The sequence below is a fragment of the Pseudescherichia sp. genome (assembly GCF_032052675.1).
Taxonomy (GTDB): domain Bacteria; phylum Pseudomonadota; class Gammaproteobacteria; order Enterobacterales; family Enterobacteriaceae; genus Pseudescherichia.
Window position 1 is genome coordinate 441,987 of record NZ_DAMBWA010000002.1, and the last position, 19,319, is coordinate 461,305.

A 19,319-nucleotide genomic window follows, 5' to 3' on the forward strand; every position below is an offset into this window, starting at 1 on the left:
AAATTTGCCCCATTTGTCCCCCTGGACGTAGAATATCGGCAATGTTTAAGGAGGCAACTATGCAAGAGTCCGTTTTACCCATCGATCGCCAAACGCTGCTGGCGAAAGCGAATGAGATCATCCGCGAGCATGAGGATTATGTGCAGGGCATCGAAGCCACAAACGTCACTGAACGTAATGGCGTTCTGATCTTCAGCGGCGACTATTTTCTTGATGAGCAGGGTCTGCCCACGGCGAAGAGTACGGCGGTATTTAACATGTTTAAACACCTTGCCCATGTACTGTCAGAGAAATATACGCTGGCAGAATAAACAGAGCGAGGCATGACGCCTCGCTCCTCTGTTACGTTGTTACAGCAGCGGCTTTTCACCCCGCTGCCACCAGCGCAGCAGCAGCCTGTCGGCACTCTCTGCCGCGCTGCTGGTGAAGCGATCCATTAATTTTTTGCGGCGAGTGTAGCGAATGCCGATCACCTCGAACTCCTTGATAAGATCAAGCAGCAGCTCATCGCTGGTTCCTACCTCATCGACCAGCCCCTTCTCCTGAGCCTGTACGCCATACCAGTGTTCACCGGTGGCCACGGACTCAATATCTAATGAAGGACGCATCTGCTTAACAAAGGATTTAAAGAGATCGTGGGTCTCGTTCAGGCTTTCGCGGAACTTCTGCCGCCCCTCTTCGGTATTCTCCCCAAGCAGGGTCAATGTGCGTTTATATTGGCCAGCTGTATGTAATTCAATATCGATATCTTTGCTTTTCAGAAAGCGGTTCAGGTTGGGGATCTGCGCTACAACGCCGATGGAACCAACAATCGCAAAGGGTGCGGCCACGATCTTATCCGCCACGCAGGCCATCATATAGCCCCCGCTGGCAGCCACCTTATCGACGGCGACGGTGAGCGGAATGTTCTTATCGCGCAGGCGCTGCAGCTGGGACGATGCCAGGCCGTAGCCATGAACGACGCCGCCAGGGCTTTCGAGACGCAGCACCACGCGATCTTCTGGCTTAGCGACGGTGAGCACAGCAGTGATCTCTTCCCGCAGGCTGCTGACCTCGTGCGCATCCATACTGCCTTTAAAGTCCAGCACGTACGCACGCGCTTTGTTGGAGACCGCCGGTACGCCAAGCTTCGCGCTGGCCTTCGCCTCTTTGGCCTCCTGCTTCAGGCGCTTTTTCTGCGCCTTGTGCCACAGCTTCTGCCGGTGCGTATCGAGCAGAGAGGCGGAGAGCTCCTCCTGCATCTCTTTATACTGCTCGCTCAGGTTTGTGACGCGCAGCTCCCCGCGCTGGCGTTTGCGCTGCGTCAGGTTAACGATAAGTATCGCCACGACGGCAATGGCAATCACCACCGTCACAATCTTGGCTAAAAACAACCCGTACTCAGATAGTAATTCCACGCGTACCACCTTGGTTAAACCACTCAACGTAAAGGCCAGTGTACATGACCCCGCCCGCATCGTCTTCTGCCGTCGTATGATGTTACGTGCCATCCCTCTGATTTTTTTACTCTGTAAGAACTTGAAAAGGTTCAAACCACGATTGCGGGAGGTTGACGATTGAATTAAGCGGCAGATTAAGGCATAAAGCCCACAAGACCCGATCCTGTGAAACGACGCCTGGATGAACGAGAGCGCAAAGGAGAAACCGTGCACTACCAGCCAAAACGAGATTTATTAGAGAACCGTATTATTCTGGTGACCGGTGCCAGCGACGGTATTGGCCAGGAGGCCGCCCTGACCTACGCCCGCTACGGCGCAAAAGTGATCCTGCTTGGCAGAAGTGAAGAGAAGCTGCGCAACGTGGCCCAGCGCATTGAGCAGCTGGGCGGCAAAACTGCCCGCTGGTATACGCTGGACTTAGCCACCTGTACGCCGGAGCAGTGCCAGCAGCTGGCAGCACAGATCGATGCTGCGGTGCCGCGCCTGGATGGCGTACTGCATAACGCCGGCATGCTAGGCGATATTTGCCCGATGGATGAGCAGAAGCCTGAAGTTTGGGATCAGGTGATGCAGATCAACGTCAACGCCACCTTCTATTTGACCCAGGCCCTTCTTCCTTTATTACTCAAGTCAGAAGCTGGCTCGCTGGTGTTCACCTCCTCAAGCGTAGGCCGTCAGGGACGCGCCGGCTGGGGGGCTTACGCGGTCTCCAAATTTGCCACCGAAGGCATGATGCAGGTGCTGGCCGAAGAGTATCAGAGCAAGCACTTGCGGGTTAACTGTATCAATCCTGGCGGCACGCGGACAAAAATGCGTGCCAGTGCATTTCCGTCGGAAGACCCACAAAAATTAAAGACCCCGGCTGATATCATGCCGCTCTACCTATGGCTGATGGGTGATGACAGCCGACGCAAAACCGGCATGAGCTTTGATGCTCAGCCTGGACGCAAACCGGGGATCGCACAATGAGTGAAGAGCGTTACCAGCAACGACAGCAGAAAGTGAAGGATCGCGTGGATGCGCGCGTTGCCGCCGCGCAGGACGAGCGCGGCATTCTTATCGTCTTTACCGGCAACGGCAAAGGCAAAACGACCGCCGCCTTTGGCACCGTGACCCGTGCGGTGGGCCACGGCAAAAAAGTCGGCGTGATCCAGTTTATTAAAGGCACCTGGCCCAACGGCGAGCGTAACCTGCTGGAGCCGCACGGCGTGGAGTTTCAGGTGATGGCTACAGGCTTCACCTGGGACACGCAGAACCGCGACTCCGATACCGCTGCCTGTCTGGCGGTGTGGGAGCATGCCCAGCGGATGCTGGCCGATGAGTCGCTGGATATGGTAGTTCTGGACGAGCTGACCTATATGGTGGCCTATGACTATCTGCCGCTGGAGACGGTGCTCAACGCCCTGCGTGCGCGTCCGGCCCAGCAGACGGTTATCATTACTGGCCGCGGCTGCCATCGGGATATTCTGGAGCTGGCCGATACGGTGAGCGAGCTGCGCCCGGTCAAGCACGCCTTCGACGCGGGCGTGAAGGCGCAGATCGGGATAGACTATTAATCGTTCGTAGGCCGGGTAAGGCAGAGCCGCCGCCCGGCATGACAGATCGAAAAAGGGGCCGAGGCCCCTTCTTTTATGCTTTGCTGTTACGGGTGCTGGAGCGGCGGTTGCCGCTTGCAGGACGTCCGCTGGCGGGACGCGCGCTGCCGGTCTGGCTGTGGCGTTTCACCGCCCGGCGGATCTGATTCGCCTTCATGCGACGCCGATCTTTCTCCACCGCCACTTTGGATTCGGTTTCCGGGGTTAACTCCACCAGCTCGCGCAGATAGTTAGTCTGGGCCAGATCCAGCTCGGTATAGCCACCGCGCGGCAGCCCTTTCGGCAGCAGGATGTCACCGTAACGCACACGGATAAGACGGCTCACCTGCACGCCAACGGCTTCCCACAGGCGACGAACCTCGCGGTTGCGCCCTTCGGTCAGCGTGACGTTGTACCACTGGTTGATACCCTCGCCGCCGCTGAACTTAATGGTTTTAAACGCCGCCGGACCATCTTCCAGCTGCACGCCACGGGAGAGATCGCGGATCTTGTTCTCTTCAACCTGACCAAACACGCGCACGGCGTATTCACGCTCCACTTCACGGCTCGGGTGCATCAGGCGGTTGGCCAGCTCACCGTCAGTGGTGAACAGCAGCAGGCCGCAGGTGTTCACATCCAGACGGCCAACGGCAATCCAGCGCGCGCCGCGCAGCTTCGGCAGGCGATCGAACACCGTCGGACGTCCTTCCGGATCGTTACGGGTACAGAGTTCACCTTCTGGTTTGTAGTAGGCCAGCACGCGGCAGATCTGCTCAACGGACTCTTTGACAGAGATAAGATGGCCGTCGATACGGATTTTCAGGCCCGGGATCACCTCAACGCGGTCGCCGAGGGTCGCGATTTTACCGTCGACGCTGACGCGCCCGGCTGCAATGATCGCTTCGATTTCACGGCGGGAGCCGTGGCCAGCGCGGGCCAGCACTTTTTGTAATTTCTCGCTCATGGCGCTTCCTTCAGGTGTCGCCTTCACAGGCGTCTGGATAGGTGCAAAGCACACTCTATTTCTTGGGCGCACATACTACACGAATTTTAAAGGAAATACTGTAGCGCCCCAGGTTAATTTTTAAACACTGGGGCACGTTACTCAGACGCAGGGACCTTTGGCGCAGCCGTAGGCCATGATAAAGGGAAAGGCAGGGATAATAAGCGGGATCAAGAGCGGGTTGATGCCCCTGGTTTTATCGTTAATGCTGACGGTTATCGGCGGATCGAGCTTAACGTAGCCGTCATCCATTATGTAGTTGCGTGAAAGGCCAGAGTAGCCGCTGGCCTGGAACGTCACCACCAGCTCCTGCGGATTGGCGGTCGACTGGGCGCTATAGTCATGCTGCAGCACCTCTTTTTGACCCGGTTTAAGCCTGTCTACGCGGATAAAGGTATTGTACTGAGCGTTGACCTTGTCGCCATTGGCTTCAAAGTTAACCGTCATACCGCGCACTGCGTCACCGTAGTCGCGCTTAAGCGTCAGCCAGCGATCGTACAGGCTGCGGGTACTCGCCCCGCTAAAGGAGTAGGTGTACTCCTCGCCACGGGCTAGCAGCACATTCTCCCCAGCCTTGAAGTAGCCGATTTTCTCCGTTTCAGGCAGCCGCGGCGAACTTACGCTACAGCCGATCAGCATAAACAGCGCCAAAAGCAGCCCCGCGGGCAGGGCAAGCCTGCCGTTGCCTTTTATCATCGTGCTGACTCCTACAGGAATGGCTTCACATCACCTACGCCTTCACGGATCACTTCCGGCGAGTCGTCGGTCAGATCGACCACGGTCGTAGGCTGCTGTCCGAGATAGCCGCCATGAATGATAAGATCCACCTGCTTCTCCAGACGATCTTTGATCTCTTCCGGGTCGGACTCGGTGAATTCGCTGCCGGGGAGCATCAGCGAGGTCGAGAGCATCGGCTCGCCCAGCGTCTCCAACAGCGCCAGCGCGATTGGGTTAGAGGGCACGCGCAGGCCGATGGTTTTACGCTTCTCCTGCAGCAGGCGGCGCGGCACCTCTTTCGTCCCCTTAAGAATAAAGGTGTAGTTGCCTGGCGTATTGTTCTTAATCAGACGAAACGCGACGTTGTCGACAAAGGAGTAGGTCGACAGCTCAGAGAGATCCCGACACATCAGCGTAAAGTTGTGGCCGTCCGGCAGCTGACGAATACGGGAGATACGCTCCATCGCCCCTTTGTCTTCAATTTTACACCCCAGCGCGTAGCCGGAGTCGGTGGGATAGACGATCACCCCACCCTTACGCACAATCTCCACCGCCTGGTTAATCAGACGCGGCTGGGGATTATCCGGATGGATATAAAAAAACTGACTCATACTTCCCTCTCATTATGTTGAGGCTGTTCCCACAGCTGCCATACCGCTTCCACGCCTGCGGGTAGCCACAGTTTGCGGCCCAGTTCGATCCACGGGCATGGCTGATGAAAATCCGACCCTTGCGACGCCATAAGACCAAACTGTTGCGCATACGCAGCAAGCTGGGTGCGCTCATTGGGAGCCTGCTGGCATTGCGCGACTTCCATCGCATCACCGCCCTGTTCAGCAAAGTGTGCCAGCAGCCTTTTCAGCCATTTAGCGCTCAGGTCGTAGCGCCCAGGATGGGCTACTACCGCCTTGCCGCCAGAATGATGAATCACATCAATAGCTTGTTTTATTGTACACCACTGGGGCGGAACGTATCCGGTTTTACCGCGCGCAAGATACTTTTTAAATACCCCCGCTACGTCATTGGCTTTGCCGCTCTCAACAAGGAAGCGGGCAAAGTGGCCGCGGGTTACCGCTCCGCCGTTGGCGAGGCGCAGCGCTCCTTCCCATGCGCCGGGTACATTGGCCTTCTCAAGGCGCTCGCCAATCTGCATGGCGCGCTGCTGACGTCGCGCCTTCTGCTCCTCAAGCAGGGTCACGATCGCCGGATGCGCAATGTCGATATTGAGGCCCACAATATGGATCTCATGGTTCTCCCAGAGGGTGGAGATCTCCACGCCGTTAATCAGCGTCAGATCCAGGCCTGCGCGCTGGATCTCCGCCCGGGCCGCAGGAATGGCCGAGGTAGAGTCGTGATCGGTGATAGCCAGCGTGCCCACGCGCATCGCGACTGCGCGATGGACTAATTCTTCCGGGGAGAGCAAACCGTCTGAGGCCTGAGTATGAGAGTGAAGGTCGTAAATAATGGCGTAGTTCGTGTCGCTCAAAGCGGCTCCAGTAGGGTAGATCTCATTTAGGACGCTATCATAACGGTTACGCAGCGAATTCTGAAATCAGGGGTTGACTTTATTCTTCTGAACCAGTTAACTAGTACGCAAGTTCACACAACGAGGTATCTGAAAATGTTCAAACACTCTACGCTTATCCGCTGGTGGCACTCCTCCTGAAACGGGCGGTGAGCGAGCGTTTGCCTTACGCAGACAGATACCCCGGCCCGCCCACTGAGCGGGCTTTTTTTTGAACAGAATAATGACCGGATGAGAATGACTATGCCAATGCCAAAACCTGCACTACAGCTTCTCACAGACCACGCCGCGTACCGGGAGAACCCGACCGCCCTGTTTCATCAGCTGTGTGCGGATCGCCCGGCAACGCTGCTGCTGGAATCCGCCGATATCGACAGCAAGGATGACCTCAAGAGCCTGCTGCTGGTCGACAGCGCGCTGCGCATTACCGCTTTAGGTGACACTGTCACTATTCAGGCCTTGACGGCCAACGGCGCGTCGCTCCTGCCGCTGCTGGATGCCGCCCTGCCCGCGGGCGTAGAGAACATCGTCCGCCCGGATGGCCGCGTTCTGCATTTTCCGCCGGTCAGCAATCTGCTCGACGAGGACGCCCGCCTCTGCTCCCTGTCGGTGTTTGACGCCTTTCGCCTGCTGCAGGAGCTGGTAACCGTCCCGGCCGAAGAGCGGGAAGCAATGTTCTTTGGCGGCCTTTTCGCTTACGACCTGGTCGCGGGCTTCGAGGAGCTGCCCGCGCTGGCACAGGAGAATGGCTGCCCGGACTACTGTTTTTACCTGGCCGAAACGCTGCTGGTCATCGATCATCAGCAGCAGCAGACCCGCATCCAGGCCAGTCTTTTCACCCCGTCCGCCGCCGAACAGCAGCGTCTGACCCAGCGCATCGCCGAGCTGCGCCAGCAGCTTAGCCTGCCTCCCGCGCCGCTGCCGGTAGAGACGGTGGCCTCCATGCGCTGCGAATGCAACCAGAGCGACGAGGAGTTTGGCGCGGTAGTACGCGAGATGCAAAAAGCCATCCGCGCCGGGGAGATCTTCCAGGTGGTGCCCTCCCGTCGCTTCTCATTACCCTGCCCGTCGCCGCTGGCGGCTTACGACGTGCTGAAGAAGAGTAACCCCAGCCCCTACATGTTCTTTATGCAGGATAACGACTTTACCCTGTTCGGCGCGTCGCCGGAGAGCTCGCTGAAATATGATGCGCAGTCGCGCCAGATTGAGATCTACCCCATCGCCGGGACGCGCCCCCGCGGTCGTCGGGCCGACGGCTCGCTGGATCGCGATCTCGACAGCCGCATCGAGCTGGAGATGCGTACCGACCATAAAGAGCTTTCCGAACACCTGATGCTGGTCGATCTCGCCCGCAACGATCTGGCCCGCATCTGTACGCCGGGCAGCCGCTACGTTGCCGACCTGACCAAGGTCGATCGCTACTCGTTTGTGATGCACCTGGTCTCCCGCGTGGTGGGCGAGCTGCGCAACGATCTCGACGTCCTCCACGCCTACCGGGCGTGCATGAACATGGGCACCCTGAGCGGCGCGCCGAAGGTTCGCGCCATGCAGCTTATCGCCCAGGCAGAGGGCACCCGTCGCGGCAGCTACGGCGGCGCGGTGGGCTACTTCACCGCCCACGGCGATCTCGATACCTGCATCGTGATCCGCTCCGCCTACGTTGAAAACGGTGTCGCCACCGTTCAGGCAGGCGCTGGCGTGGTGCTGGACTCTGTTCCGCAGTCTGAAGCCGATGAAACCCGCAACAAAGCCCGCGCGGTCCTGCGCGCCATTGCCACCGCACACCACGCTCAGGAGACGTTCTGATGGCTGACATTCTGCTGCTCGATAATATTGATTCGTTTACCTACAACCTTGCCGATCAGCTGCGCGCCAGCGGCCACAACGTGGTGATCTACCGCAACCATGTGCCAGCCCAGACCCTGATCGACCGCCTGGCTACGATGGAGAACCCGGTCCTGATGCTCTCTCCGGGTCCCGGCGCGCCCTCCGAGGCGGGCTGTATGCCAGAGCTGTTAACCCGTATGCGTGGCAAGCTGCCGATTATAGGAATCTGTCTCGGCCATCAGGCGATTGTCGAAGCCTATGGCGGCTACGTCGGTCAGGCGGGAGAGATCCTGCACGGCAAAGCGTCAAACATCGAACACGACGGCCAGGCGATGTTCGCCGGGCTGAGCAACCCGCTGCCGGTGGCGCGCTATCACTCGCTGGTGGGCAGCAACGTGCCGGCCGGGCTGACCATCAACGCTCACTTCAACGGCATGGTGATGGCGGTGCGTCATGACGCCGATCGCGTCTGCGGCTTCCAGTTCCATCCGGAGTCCATTCTGACCACCCAGGGCGCGCGCCTGCTGGAGCAGACCCTGGCCTGGGCGCAGCAGAAGCTGGAGCAGAGCAACACCCTGCAGCCGATCCTGGAGAAACTCTACCAGGCCCAGACTCTGAGCCAGCAGGAGAGCCACCAGCTCTTCTCGGCGGTCGTGCGCGGCGAACTGAAGCCGGAGCAGCTGGCAGCGGCGCTGGTGAGCATGAAAATTCGCGGCGAGCATCCCAACGAGATCGCCGGGGCGGCCACCGCGCTGCTGGAGAACGCGGCACCCTTCCCGCGTCCGGACTATGCCTTTGCCGATATCGTTGGCACCGGCGGCGACGGCAGCAACAGCATCAATATCTCTACCGCCAGCGCCTTTGTCGCCGCCGCCTGCGGCCTGAAGGTGGCCAAGCACGGTAACCGCAGCGTCTCAAGCCGCTCGGGTTCGTCGGATCTGCTGGCGGCGTTCGGTATCAATCTCGATATGAACGCGGACAGATCCCGTACCGCGCTGGACGAGCTGGGCGTCTGCTTCCTCTTTGCGCCGAAGTACCACACCGGGTTCCGCCACGCGATGCCCGTGCGCCAGCAGCTCAAGACTCGCACCCTGTTCAACGTGCTGGGGCCGCTGATTAACCCGGCCCACCCGCCGCTGGCGCTGATTGGCGTCTATAGCCCGGAGCTGGTGCTGCCGATTGCCGAGACGCTGCGCGTGCTGGGCTACCGGCGGGCGGCGGTGGTGCACAGCGGCGGTATGGACGAAGTCTCTCTGCATGCCCCAACGCTGGTGGCCGAGCTGAACAACGGCGATATCAGCAGCTACCAGCTGGAGGCCGCCGACTTTGGCCTGACGCCGTATCGCCAGGAGGCGCTGGCGGGCGGCACGCCGGAAGAAAACCGTGACATTTTAACGCGCTTACTACAAGGTAAAGGTGAAGCCGCCCACGAGGCCGCCGTCGCGGCAAACGTGGCGATGCTGATGCGTCTGCATGGGGAAGAGAATTTGCAGGCCAATGCGCAAAGGGTTCTGGACGTACTGCGCAGCGGTGCTGCCTATGACAAAGTCACCGCACTTGCGGCAAGAGGATAAGTAATGGAAACCGTTTTAGCGAAAATCGTCGCGGACAAGGCGATTTGGGTCGCCGCCCGTAAACAGCAGCAGCCGCTGGCCAGTTTTCAGAGCGATATTGTGCCTGCTACGCGCAGCTTTTACGACGCTCTGCAGGGCGCGCGCACGGCATTTATTCTCGAATGTAAAAAAGCCTCGCCGTCAAAAGGGGTGATCCGCGATGATTTCGATCCGGTGCGGATCGCCGGCATCTATAAACACCATGCGTCAGCCATCTCCGTGCTGACGGATGAGAAGTACTTTCAGGGCAGCTTCGATTTTCTGCCGCAGGTGAGCGCCGCCGCGCCGCAGCCGATCCTGTGTAAGGATTTTATTATCGAGGCCTACCAGATTTACCTGGCGCGCTACTACCAGGCAGACGCCTGCCTGCTGATGCTCTCGGTGCTCGATGACGATCAATATCGCCAGCTCGCCGCCGTGGCCCACAGCCTGAAGATGGGCGTGCTGACCGAAGTCAGTAATGAAGAGGAGCTGGAACGCGCTATCGCCCTCGGAGCCAAAGTGGTCGGTATCAACAACCGCGACCTGCGCGACCTCTCTATCGATCTGAACCGCACCCGTCAGCTGGCCCCTCGTCTCGGCGCGGGCGTCACAGTGATCAGCGAGTCGGGGATTAACACCTATGCCCAGGTGCGCGATCTGAGCCATTTCGCTAACGGCTTTTTAATCGGCTCGGCGCTGATGGAGCAGGACGATCTCGCCGCCGCTATCAAGCGCGTGCTGCTGGGCGAGAACAAAGTGTGCGGGCTGACGCGCCCTCAGGATGCACAGGCCGCGTTTGAAGCCGGGGCCCTCTTCGGTGGGCTGATCTTCGTGCCTGAATCCCCGCGCTTCGTAACCGATGCCCAGGCCGATACGGTGATTGCCGCCGCCCCCCTGCGCTACGTGGGCGTCTTCCGCAACGCATCCGTCGAGGCGGTGGTGGAGAAGGCAGAACGTTTTCAACTCGCGGCCGTCCAGCTGCACGGTGCTGAAGACCAGGCCTATATTGATGCGCTGCGCGCTGCGCTACCGAGCAGAGTAGCGATCTGGAAGGCGCTGAGCGTTGGCGATACGCTTCCGGCCCGTAATCTCAACCACGTCGACCGGTACATTTTTGATAATGGCCAGGGCGGCACCGGGCAGCATTTTGACTGGTCTCTTTTGGCCGGACAGACGCTGGACAACGTGATGCTGGCCGGTGGCCTCGGCGCAGATAACTGTGTGACGGCGGCGCAGATGGGCTGTGTCGGACTCGATTTTAATTCAGGTGTGGAATCTGAACCGGGTATTAAAGATGCCAGCAAGCTGGCCTCGGTTTTCCGTACCCTGCGTGCCTATTAAGGAATCTGTAATGACAACTTTGCTTAATCCCTACTTCGGTGAATTTGGCGGCATGTACGTTCCGCAAATTTTGATGCCTGCCCTGCGCCAGCTGGAAGAGGCCTTTGTCAGCGCCCAGAAAGATCCGGCGTTTCAGGCCCAGTTCAGCGATCTGCTGAAAAACTATGCCGGTCGTCCGACCGCGCTCACCAAATGCCAGAATCTGACCGCTGGAACCAAAACCACGCTCTACCTCAAGCGTGAAGATCTGCTTCACGGCGGCGCGCATAAAACCAACCAGGTGCTGGGCCAGGCCCTGCTTGCCAAGCGCATGGGTAAAACGGAGATCATTGCCGAGACCGGCGCGGGCCAGCACGGCGTCGCTTCGGCCCTTGCCAGCGCCCTGCTCGGTCTTAAGTGCCGCATCTATATGGGGGCGAAAGACGTTGAGCGCCAGTCGCCGAACGTCTTCCGCATGCGCCTGATGGGCGCAGAGGTGATCCCGGTCTACAGCGGCTCCGCCACGCTAAAAGACGCCTGTAACGAAGCGCTGCGCGACTGGTCCGGCAGCTACGACAAGGCCCACTATATGCTCGGCACGGCGGCAGGCCCCCATCCGTTCCCGACCATCGTGCGTGAGTTCCAGCGCATGATTGGCGAAGAGACCAAAGCGCAGATCCTCGAAAAGGAGGGTCGCCTGCCGGATGCGGTGATCGCCTGCGTCGGCGGCGGCTCAAACGCCATCGGCATGTTTGCTGACTTTATTGAAGAGAGCAGCGTGGGGCTGATCGGCGTCGAGCCAGCGGGCCACGGGATTGAGACCGGCGAACACGGCGCGCCGCTGAAGCATGGCCGGGTGGGTATCTACTTTGGCATGAAGTCGCCGATGATGCAGACCGATGACGGACAGATTGAAGAGTCCTACTCCATCTCCGCCGGGCTGGACTTCCCCTCCGTCGGGCCGCAGCACGCACATCTCAACAGCATCGGACGCGCGGACTACGTGTCGATTACCGATGATGAAGCGCTGGCGGCGTTCAAGCTGCTGTGCCGTAGCGAAGGGATCATTCCGGCGCTGGAGTCCTCTCACGCGCTAGCCCATGCGCTTAAGATGATGCGCGAGGATCCGGAAAAAGAGCAGCTGCTGGTGGTTAACCTCTCCGGCCGCGGCGATAAAGACATCTTTACGGTTCACGATATTTTAAAAGCACGAGGGGAGATGTGATGGAACGTTATGAGCAGCTGTTTAAGCGCCTGCAGGATCGCAAAGAGGGTGCGTTTGTTCCCTTTGTTACCCTGGGCGATCCCTCTCCCGAGCAGTCGCTGAAGATTATCGATGCGCTGATTGAGGGCGGTGCCGACGCGCTGGAGCTGGGGATCCCTTTCTCCGATCCGCTGGCGGACGGCCCGACTATCCAGAATGCCACCCTACGTGCTTTTGCCGCAGGCACTACCCCGGCCCAGTGCTTTGAGATGTTGGCCGCCGTACGCCAGAAGCACCCGACCATCCCTATCGGCCTGCTGATGTATGCGAACCTGGTGTTCAGCCAGGGCATTGATGAGTTCTATGCGAAGTGTGAAAAAGCAGGCGTGGACTCAGTGCTGGTGGCGGACGTGCCGGTGGAGGAGTCGGCACCGTTCCGTCAGGCGGCGATGCGCCATAACGTGGCTCCAATCTTTATCTGCCCGCCGAACGCCGATGACGATCTGCTGCGCCAGATCGCCTCTTACGGACGCGGATACACCTACCTGCTCTCTCGCGCCGGGGTCACGGGGGCGGAGAACAGCGTCGCCCTGCCGCTACAGCATCTGGTAGAGAAGCTGGCTGAGTACCATGCTGCACCGCCGCTGCAGGGCTTTGGTATCTCTACGCCGGAGCAGGTGAAAACTTCGCTGGAAGCTGGCGCAGCCGGGGCAATTTCCGGCTCCGCCATCGTTAAGATTATTGAAAATAACCTTGATAAGCCCGTTAAGATGCTGACCGAGCTGCAGGCGTTTGTGCAGAGCCTGAAAGCGGCGACGCGAGTAAATTGATTAGGCAGGGTGAGAAACAGGCTTTATCGGCCCGTTTCTCACCTGAATCCCAGGCTCAGAAACGGTAGCCTGCAGAGAACATAAACACCCACGGATCGAGACGCGTATCGACCGTCTGCTGTACCCCTCCCGCCTTGAATTTCACGTCGGTATCGATATCCATGTACCAAACTGAGGCGTTAATCAGCCAGTCGCGGTTGATGAGATAGTCCAGCCCTACGACGCCCGCTGCGCCCCAGGAGTCACTCAGGTTCAGGTCAGAGAGGCCCGCCGCTTTACCGGTATCGTTAAATTTCTCATCAAAGAAGGTGGTGTAGTTCACACCGGCGCCAATATAGGGGCGAACCTTGCTGCTGCTATCCCCAAAGTACCACTCGGCCATCAGGGTTGGCGGCAGATGCTCTACAGTCGCAATATTGCCCGTCGGGCCGGTTCCCACATGATGGCGGAACGGCGTAGCGGCCAGCAGCTCGATGCCGACGTTCTCCGTTGCCATATAGGTGAAGGTCAGGCCAAGCTGGGTATTGTTGCTAACGTTAAATCCACCCAGACTGCCCAGCACGTTGTCGGATCCTTCGGTCGGTCTTACCGTCGCTGAACCGGCACGCACAAAAAACTCGCCCGCGTCATGGGCATAGGTCCCAGCTGAAAATGCGCTTAACACCAACGCTACCACCGCTAATTTTTTCATTCTTTTTCCGCTCCATTGATATGGTTATTTTTTATGGCGCGGTGAATATACCTACATTGAAGTACAAAGTGATCTAACGCAGATCACATTTAACCCTGTAAAGTAACATTCATTGATCTGGATTAATTTTCCTTAATAATCAGCAAAATCCTCGTTTCTGATGTAGATCATCTTTCGCAAAATCTTTCAATACGTAATTTCGGTTACAAATTACTCAATGTGGGTGGGCAGTGGAGGCCGCTTTACAAAGCTATGCTTTTCCATACATGGCAGAGTGCTGCCACTCCGCCGCTAACCAGGTTACAATTGCCAGCAAATCAACACCGGTTTACTCAAGGAGAGTGCATGTCTATCACGGCGAAGTCCGTTTACCGTGACACGGGAAATTTTGTTCGCAATCAGTTCGTCACCATTTTACTGATTGCCTTATTGTGTGCGTTTATCACGGTAATGCTTGGCCATGTTTTTTCACCCAGCGACGAGCAGCTTGCCGTTCTGCGCGAGGGTGATAACCTGTCCGGCAGCGCGGGGCTGTTTGAACTGGTGCAAAACATGACGCCGGAACAGCAGCAGGTGCTGCTGCGCGCTTCTGCCGCCTCCACCTTTTCCGGACTGTTTGGCAACGCCATTCTGGCGGGCGGCATGCTGCTGATGATCCAGCTGATCTCGGCGGGCCATCGGGTTAGCGCCCTGCGAGCCATTGGGGCCAGCGCCCCGGTGCTGCCAAAGCTGTTTATCCTGATCTTCCTGACTACTTTTATGGTGCAGATCGGTATCATGTTTATCGTGGTTCCCGGCGTTATCCTTGCGATCCTCCTCGCCTTTGCGCCAGTGATGATGGTGCAGGATAAAATGGGCGTATTTCAGTCGATCCGTAACAGCATGCGTATGGGGTGGGCCAATATGCGCCTGGTTGCCCCGGCGGTAATAGGCTGGCTGCTGGCAAAAACCCTGCTGCTGATGTTCGCCCCTAACTTTGCCGTCCTGACGCCAACGGTGGGCGCTATCGTTGCTAATACCCTCAGCAATTTGATCTCGGCGGCGCTGCTTGTTTATCTTTATCGTCTTTATATGCTGATCCGCCCTTAACATCCCGCAGCCTGCCGAACGTGCAGGCTGCGCCTATAACGGAATCGAAGAATGAAGCAGTTTCTTGATTTTTTACCGCTGATTGTGTTTTTTGCCTTTTATAAGCTCTATGACATTTATGCCGGTACGGCCGCGCTGATCGTCGCGACGGCGGTCGTGCTGATTTATAGCTGGGTACGCTACCGCAAAGTTGAAAAAATGGCGCTGGTGACCTTCGTGCTGGTCGCGGTGTTTGGTGGCCTGACGCTCTTTTTCCATAACGATGAATTTATTAAGTGGAAAGTGACCGTAATCTACGCCCTGTTCGCTGGTGCGCTGCTCTTTAGCCAGTGGGTGATGAAAAAGCCGCTGATCCAGAGCATGCTGGGTAAAGAGATCGCCCTGCCGGAAGCGGTATGGTCAAAGCTGAATATCGCCTGGGCGCTCTTTTTCATTGTCTGCGGGCTGGCCAATATCTATATCGCGTTTTGGCTGCCGCAAAACATCTGGGTCAACTTTAAGGTGTTTGGTTTAACTGCCCTGACGCTACTCTTTACTCTGCTGAGTGGCATCTATATCTATCGCCACCTGCCACAGGAAGATAAGTCCTGATGACCAACGTAAACGAAGCCGCTCAGGGCGAGCTGGTATTACGCACCCTGGCGATGCCGGCGGATACCAACGCTAACGGTGATATTTTTGGTGGCTGGCTGATGTCCCAGATGGACATGGGGGGGGCGATCATGGCGAAAGAGATCGCACATGGTCGCGTGGTCACCGTGCGGGTCGACGGCATGACCTTCTTGCGTCCAGTTGCGGTGGGTGACGTGGTATGCTGCTATGCGCGCTGCGTCAAACGCGGTAACACCTCGGTGACCATCAACGTTGAGGTATGGGTGAAGAAGGTCTCTTCCGAGCCCATCGGCCAGCGCTATAAAGCTACCGAGGCGCTGTTTATCTATGTGGCGGTAGACAGCGAAGGCAAGCCCCGCGCCCTTCCCCCGCAAGCATAAAAAAAGCCTCCATACGGAGGCTTTTTTGTCGCGTTCAACGATTGGCCCTTAGTCCACCGACGCCCCACCGTTAAGACGGAAGACGATATTCACAATCAAACCGTTGCCCGGTTTGCCTGCCTCGTAGCGCCATTTACGCATCGCCGATTTCACCTCGCGCTCAAACATATTCGACGGCTGGGCAGAGAGGATCTGCACGTTCTCCACGCGACCGTCGGCGGTGACATCAAACTTCACGCGCACCCGGCCCTCAATGCGCAGCGCCTGGGCGCGGGCTGGATACTGCGGCTGGTTACGTGCCAGCGCGCGTGGGCCTGTCGGCGCGGAAGTCACCGGCTTGCTGGTAGCGGGTGCGGAACTGGTCAGCGGACGCGACGGCGCAGTATTGGTCAGCGGTGCGGTCGGACGCGTCTCGACCGGGCGGACCTCACGCTTCGGCTGCTCGATCTTCTTCTCAACCTTTTTCTCCGGCTTGGGCTTCGGCTTCGGCTTAGGTTTGGGTTTCGGCTTCTCAATGACCACCGGCGCCTCTTTTGGCGGCTCGGGGATGGGTTCCGGCTCCGGCTCAGGTTCCGGCTCTACCACCGGCTCGGGCGGGGGCTGTACAACCTGAGGCGGCTCAAGCTCGGCAGGCGTGACCATAGTGACGGCAATGGGCTGCGCGGGAGCGGGCAGTTCAATAACCTGATGTACTGACGTGTAGAGCAGGCCCGCCACAACAGCACCGTGAATACCAACAGACAGCAGCGTCGGCCAGGGAAAGCGGCGAGGTAGATCAAGGGTCATTGCAGTCATAATCGTTTCAGTTGAAAAGCCAGGCCCTGATTTTAAATGCAAATAGCAATCATATTCAATAAGCCATGACATCTATCGCTCATTTTCAGGGGGGCAGGCAAGCTTATCCGGTCCGGCTTTAGCATTTTAGGCCGCATAAAATCATGATGGTAGCGTGCAGCCTGCGAGGTATGTTAGCGTCCAGGAGTCATTTTATAATTTAAGGAGCTATGCCCGTGCTTTATGTGATCTACGCTGAAGATATTGCCGACTCACTCGAAAAACGCCTCTCAGTGCGTCCTGCACACCTTGCACGCCTTCAGTTGCTAAGCGACGAGGGTCGCCTGCTGACGGCAGGCCCGATGCCTGCGGTTGACAGTAACGATCCCGGCGCAGCAGGTTTTAGTGGGTCAACGGTGATTGCTGAGTTTGAATCGCTGGAGGAGGCAAAAGCCTGGGCGGAAGCCGATCCTTACGTCGCGGCGGGGGTTTACCAGACCGTGTCGGTTAAACCCTATAAGAAAGTATTCTAGGCTTTAATTCTGAGGGCACCCGCGTGTGCCCTCAGACGATCTCAATACGTGTTAATAGCGAACAGCAACGCGTTGCGTTGACGGTTCAGCACGCACTTCCTGATTGAGTGGATGCGCATATTACGACGCGACTGGCCTTCCAGCCAGCGAGCTTTGCGGCGATTCGCCTGGCGAAGCATCCGCCAGCGCCCCACTTCCGTTCTACTACGCTTCATGACTGCAACTCTGCTAATAACGAAGGTTTCATTATAGACCCTTGCAGACGCCGCACCAGCGCTTTCTCCGCCGTTTTTATTTGCCAGATGGATGCTTATGCGTACACTCAGTGTATGGCGCACTGAAAAGGATTTTTTTAACTATGACAACCTTCTACACCGTTGTGAGTTGGCTGGTCATTTTAGGATACTGGCTGCTGATCGCCGGGGTGACATTACGCATCCTGATGAAGCGCCGCGCCGTCCCTTCGGCTATGGCCTGGCTATTGATCATCTATATCCTGCCGCTGGTGGGGATCATCGCCTATCTCTCTTTTGGTGAGCTGCATCTTGGCAAGCGGCGAGCAGAGCGCGCCCGCGCCATGTGGCCCTCCACCGCGAAGTGGCTCCACGATCTTAAAGCCTGCAAGCATATCTTTGCCGAAGAGAACAGCCAGGTGGCCGCCTCGCTTTTTCAGCTCTGCGAGCGTCGCCAGGGTATCGGCGGCGTGAAGGGTAACCAGCTGCAGCTCCTGACCTCCTCTGATGATGTGATGCAGGCGCTGATCCGCGATATCCAGCTTGCCCGGCACAATATTGAGATGGTGTTCTATATCTGGCACCCCGGAGGGATGGCTGATCAGGTCGCCGAGTCGCTGATGGCGGCGGCTCGCCGCGGCGTTCACTGCCGTCTCATGCTCGACTCTGCGGGTAGCGTGACCTACTTCCGCAGTCCGTGGGTAGCAATGATGCGCAATGCGGGTATAGAGGTAGTCGAGGCGTTGAAGGTCAATCTGATGCGTGTCTTCCTGCGCCGGATGGATCTGCGTCAGCACCGCAAGATGGTGATGATTGATAACTACATCGCCTATACCGGCAGCATGAACCTGGTGGATCCGCGCTTTTTCAAGCAGGAGGCGGGCGTTGGCCAGTGGGTAGACCTGATGGCGCGCATGGAGGGACCTATCGCCACCTCGATGGGCGTGGTTTACTCCTGCGACTGGGAGATTGAGACCGGCAAGCGTATTCTTCCTCCCCCGCCGGACGCCAATATCATGCCGTTCGAACAGGCCAGCGGGCATACGATCCATACCATTGCCTCCGGCCCGGGCTTTCCGGAAGATCTGATCCACCAGGCGCTGCTGACCGCGGTCTACGCTTCGCGGGAGTATCTGATCATGACGACGCCCTACTTTGTACCCAGTGACGATCTGCTGCATGCCATCTGCACCGCCGCCCAGCGCGGCGTGGACGTGAGCATTATTCTGCCGCGTAAGAACGACTCCCTGCTCGTAGGCTGGGCCAGTCGGGCCTTTTTCAGCGAGCTGCTGGCGGCGGGTGTAAAAATATATCAGTTCGAAGGCGGCCTGCTGCATACTAAAAGCGTGCTGGTAGACGGCGAGCTGAGCCTCGTCGGCACGGTCAACCTCGATATGCGCAGTCTGTGGCTCAATTTTGAAATAACATTAGTGATCGACGACGCCGGTTTTGGCAGCGATCTGGCGGCGGTGCAGGATGACTATATCTCTCGCTCCCGCCTGCTGGACGTCAGGCGCTGGTTGAAACGTCCGCTATGGCAGCGGATTGTCGAGCGACTGTTTTACTTCTTTAGTCCGTTGCTGTAAAACGTGCCCATTAGCGGTTAAACCAGGGTGTAACTATGGAAATGGATCTGAACAATCGCCTGACTGAAGATGAAACGCTTGAGCAGGCCTACGATATTTTTCTTGAGCTGGCGGTGGATAATCTCGATCCGGCAGACGTTATTCTTTTTAATTTGCAGTTTGAAGAGCGCGGCGGCGCGGAGCTGTTCGATCCGGCCGAAGACTGGCAGGAGCATGTCGATTACGATCTCAACCCTGACTTCTTCTCAGAAGTGGTTATCGGCCTGGCGGATACCGACGGCGGTGAAATCAACGACATTTTCGCTCGCGTGCTGCTCTGCCGCGAGAAAGATCATAAAATTTGCCACATCCTGTGGCGTGAGTGATCCCCTGGCGCGGTAAAGTCCG

General features: G+C 57.9%; 22 protein-coding genes and 1 other annotated feature. Of the genes, 14 read left to right on the top strand and 8 right to left on the bottom strand.

The features are described 5' to 3' along the window. Window positions 1-59: 59 nt before the first annotated feature. Window positions 60-311, top strand: a complete 252-nt coding sequence (locus tag RTX96_RS04625) for a YciN family protein (protein ID WP_312267709.1) — start codon at window positions 60-62, stop codon at window positions 309-311. Between the two features lie 39 nt (window positions 312-350). Here the strand turns inward: RTX96_RS04625 and sohB are convergent, their stop codons facing one another. After that, window positions 351-1,397 (bottom strand): protease SohB, encoded by a 1,047-nt coding sequence (gene sohB, locus RTX96_RS04630; RefSeq protein WP_312267708.1) that lies wholly within the window; start codon window positions 1,395-1,397, stop codon window positions 351-353. Window positions 1,398-1,646: 249 nt separating this feature from the next. Between sohB and RTX96_RS04635 the strand changes: the two genes are divergently transcribed. After that, window positions 1,647-2,408: a YciK family oxidoreductase gene (locus RTX96_RS04635; protein ID WP_103820025.1), complete on the top strand. Its 762-nt coding sequence runs from the start codon at window positions 1,647-1,649 to the stop codon at window positions 2,406-2,408. After that, window positions 2,405-2,995, top strand: coding sequence for a cob(I)yrinic acid a,c-diamide adenosyltransferase (gene cobO, locus RTX96_RS04640; RefSeq protein WP_312670327.1), 591 nt, complete (start codon window positions 2,405-2,407; stop codon window positions 2,993-2,995). The genes RTX96_RS04635 and cobO overlap by 4 nt, the downstream gene beginning before the upstream one ends. 73 nt (window positions 2,996-3,068) lie before the next feature. Here cobO and rluB read toward each other — a convergent pair whose 3' ends face one another. From rluB to rnm, 4 genes are all read right to left on the bottom strand, one after another. Next, the gene (gene rluB, locus RTX96_RS04645) at window positions 3,069-3,977 is read right to left on the bottom strand and encodes a 23S rRNA pseudouridine(2605) synthase RluB (protein ID WP_103820023.1); all 909 of its coding nucleotides are present in this window, start codon (window positions 3,975-3,977) and stop codon (window positions 3,069-3,071) included. Between the two features lie 141 nt (window positions 3,978-4,118). Next, entirely contained in the window at window positions 4,119-4,712 is a 594-nt protein-coding gene (locus RTX96_RS04650) for a hypothetical protein (RefSeq protein ID WP_312670330.1), read from the bottom strand. Window positions 4,713-4,723: 11 nt separating this feature from the next. Continuing rightward, window positions 4,724-5,344 (bottom strand): L-threonylcarbamoyladenylate synthase, encoded by a 621-nt coding sequence (locus RTX96_RS04655; RefSeq protein ID WP_103820021.1) that lies wholly within the window; start codon window positions 5,342-5,344, stop codon window positions 4,724-4,726. Beyond that, a complete protein-coding gene (gene rnm, locus RTX96_RS04660; protein ID WP_312670332.1) occupies window positions 5,341-6,219 on the bottom strand; it encodes an RNase RNM in 879 nt (292 codons plus the stop codon). Before rnm ends, RTX96_RS04655 begins: the two co-directional genes overlap by 4 nt. Before the next feature lie 156 nt (window positions 6,220-6,375). After that, window positions 6,376-6,471 (top strand) — a sequence feature (Trp leader region). A gap of 30 nt (window positions 6,472-6,501) precedes the next feature. Here rnm and RTX96_RS04665 point away from each other — a divergent pair. From RTX96_RS04665 to trpA, 5 genes are read left to right on the top strand one after another with little or no spacing between them, the layout of a single operon-like run. Then, window positions 6,502-8,064, top strand: a complete 1,563-nt coding sequence (locus RTX96_RS04665) for an anthranilate synthase component 1 (protein ID WP_103820267.1) — start codon at window positions 6,502-6,504, stop codon at window positions 8,062-8,064. Beyond that, window positions 8,064-9,659, top strand: coding sequence for a bifunctional anthranilate synthase glutamate amidotransferase component TrpG/anthranilate phosphoribosyltransferase TrpD (gene trpD / locus RTX96_RS04670; RefSeq protein WP_103820019.1), 1,596 nt, complete (start codon window positions 8,064-8,066; stop codon window positions 9,657-9,659). The genes RTX96_RS04665 and trpD overlap by 1 nt, the downstream gene beginning before the upstream one ends. Before the next feature lie 3 nt (window positions 9,660-9,662). Further along, on the top strand, window positions 9,663-11,021 hold the full coding sequence (gene trpCF, locus RTX96_RS04675; RefSeq protein ID WP_312670335.1) for a bifunctional indole-3-glycerol-phosphate synthase TrpC/phosphoribosylanthranilate isomerase TrpF: 1,359 nt from the start codon (window positions 9,663-9,665) through the stop codon (window positions 11,019-11,021). A 10-nt stretch (window positions 11,022-11,031) separates the two neighbouring features. Next, the gene (gene trpB / locus RTX96_RS04680; RefSeq protein WP_312670337.1) at window positions 11,032-12,225 is read left to right on the top strand and encodes a tryptophan synthase subunit beta; all 1,194 of its coding nucleotides are present in this window, start codon (window positions 11,032-11,034) and stop codon (window positions 12,223-12,225) included. Further along, the gene (gene trpA / locus RTX96_RS04685) at window positions 12,225-13,034 is read left to right on the top strand and encodes a tryptophan synthase subunit alpha (RefSeq protein WP_312670339.1); all 810 of its coding nucleotides are present in this window, start codon (window positions 12,225-12,227) and stop codon (window positions 13,032-13,034) included. Before trpB ends, trpA begins: the two co-directional genes overlap by 1 nt. A gap of 55 nt (window positions 13,035-13,089) precedes the next feature. Here the strand turns inward: trpA and ompW are convergent, their stop codons facing one another. Continuing rightward, on the bottom strand, window positions 13,090-13,725 hold the full coding sequence (gene ompW / locus RTX96_RS04690) for an outer membrane protein OmpW (RefSeq protein ID WP_103820015.1): 636 nt from the start codon (window positions 13,723-13,725) through the stop codon (window positions 13,090-13,092). A 345-nt stretch (window positions 13,726-14,070) separates the two neighbouring features. Here ompW and RTX96_RS04695 point away from each other — a divergent pair, with 345 nt between their 5' ends. The 3 genes from RTX96_RS04695 to yciA are packed head-to-tail and all read left to right on the top strand — an operon-like array spanning window position 14,071 to window position 15,806. After that, window positions 14,071-14,814 (top strand): YciC family protein, encoded by a 744-nt coding sequence (locus RTX96_RS04695; protein WP_103820014.1) that lies wholly within the window; start codon window positions 14,071-14,073, stop codon window positions 14,812-14,814. Window positions 14,815-14,865: 51 nt separating this feature from the next. Next, on the top strand, window positions 14,866-15,405 hold the full coding sequence (locus RTX96_RS04700) for a septation protein A (protein WP_103820013.1): 540 nt from the start codon (window positions 14,866-14,868) through the stop codon (window positions 15,403-15,405). Next, the gene (gene yciA, locus RTX96_RS04705; protein ID WP_103820012.1) at window positions 15,405-15,806 is read left to right on the top strand and encodes an acyl-CoA thioester hydrolase YciA; all 402 of its coding nucleotides are present in this window, start codon (window positions 15,405-15,407) and stop codon (window positions 15,804-15,806) included. The genes RTX96_RS04700 and yciA overlap by 1 nt, the downstream gene beginning before the upstream one ends. Before the next feature lie 48 nt (window positions 15,807-15,854). On the opposite strand, the gene tonB is transcribed toward yciA, so the two are convergent. Continuing rightward, window positions 15,855-16,592 (bottom strand): TonB system transport protein TonB, encoded by a 738-nt coding sequence (gene tonB / locus RTX96_RS04710; RefSeq protein WP_103820266.1) that lies wholly within the window; start codon window positions 16,590-16,592, stop codon window positions 15,855-15,857. A gap of 224 nt (window positions 16,593-16,816) precedes the next feature. Here tonB and RTX96_RS04715 point away from each other — a divergent pair, with 224 nt between their 5' ends. Then, window positions 16,817-17,113 carry a YciI family protein gene (locus RTX96_RS04715; protein ID WP_103820265.1) on the top strand — a complete coding sequence of 99 codons (297 nt, stop codon included), beginning with the start codon at window positions 16,817-16,819 and terminating at the stop codon, window positions 17,111-17,113. Window positions 17,114-17,154: 41 nt separating this feature from the next. Here the strand turns inward: RTX96_RS04715 and RTX96_RS04720 are convergent, their stop codons facing one another. After that, complete coding sequence (locus RTX96_RS04720; protein WP_141092957.1) at window positions 17,155-17,328, bottom strand: YciY family protein; 174 nt, start codon at window positions 17,326-17,328, stop codon at window positions 17,155-17,157. Between the two features lie 143 nt (window positions 17,329-17,471). On the opposite strand from RTX96_RS04720, the gene cls reads away from it, so the two are divergent. Then, complete coding sequence (gene cls / locus RTX96_RS04725) at window positions 17,472-18,932, top strand: cardiolipin synthase (protein ID WP_103820011.1); 1,461 nt, start codon at window positions 17,472-17,474, stop codon at window positions 18,930-18,932. A 35-nt stretch (window positions 18,933-18,967) separates the two neighbouring features. Then, complete coding sequence (locus RTX96_RS04730) at window positions 18,968-19,297, top strand: HI1450 family dsDNA-mimic protein (RefSeq protein WP_103820010.1); 330 nt, start codon at window positions 18,968-18,970, stop codon at window positions 19,295-19,297. The last annotated feature ends 22 nt before the right edge of the window (window positions 19,298-19,319 follow it).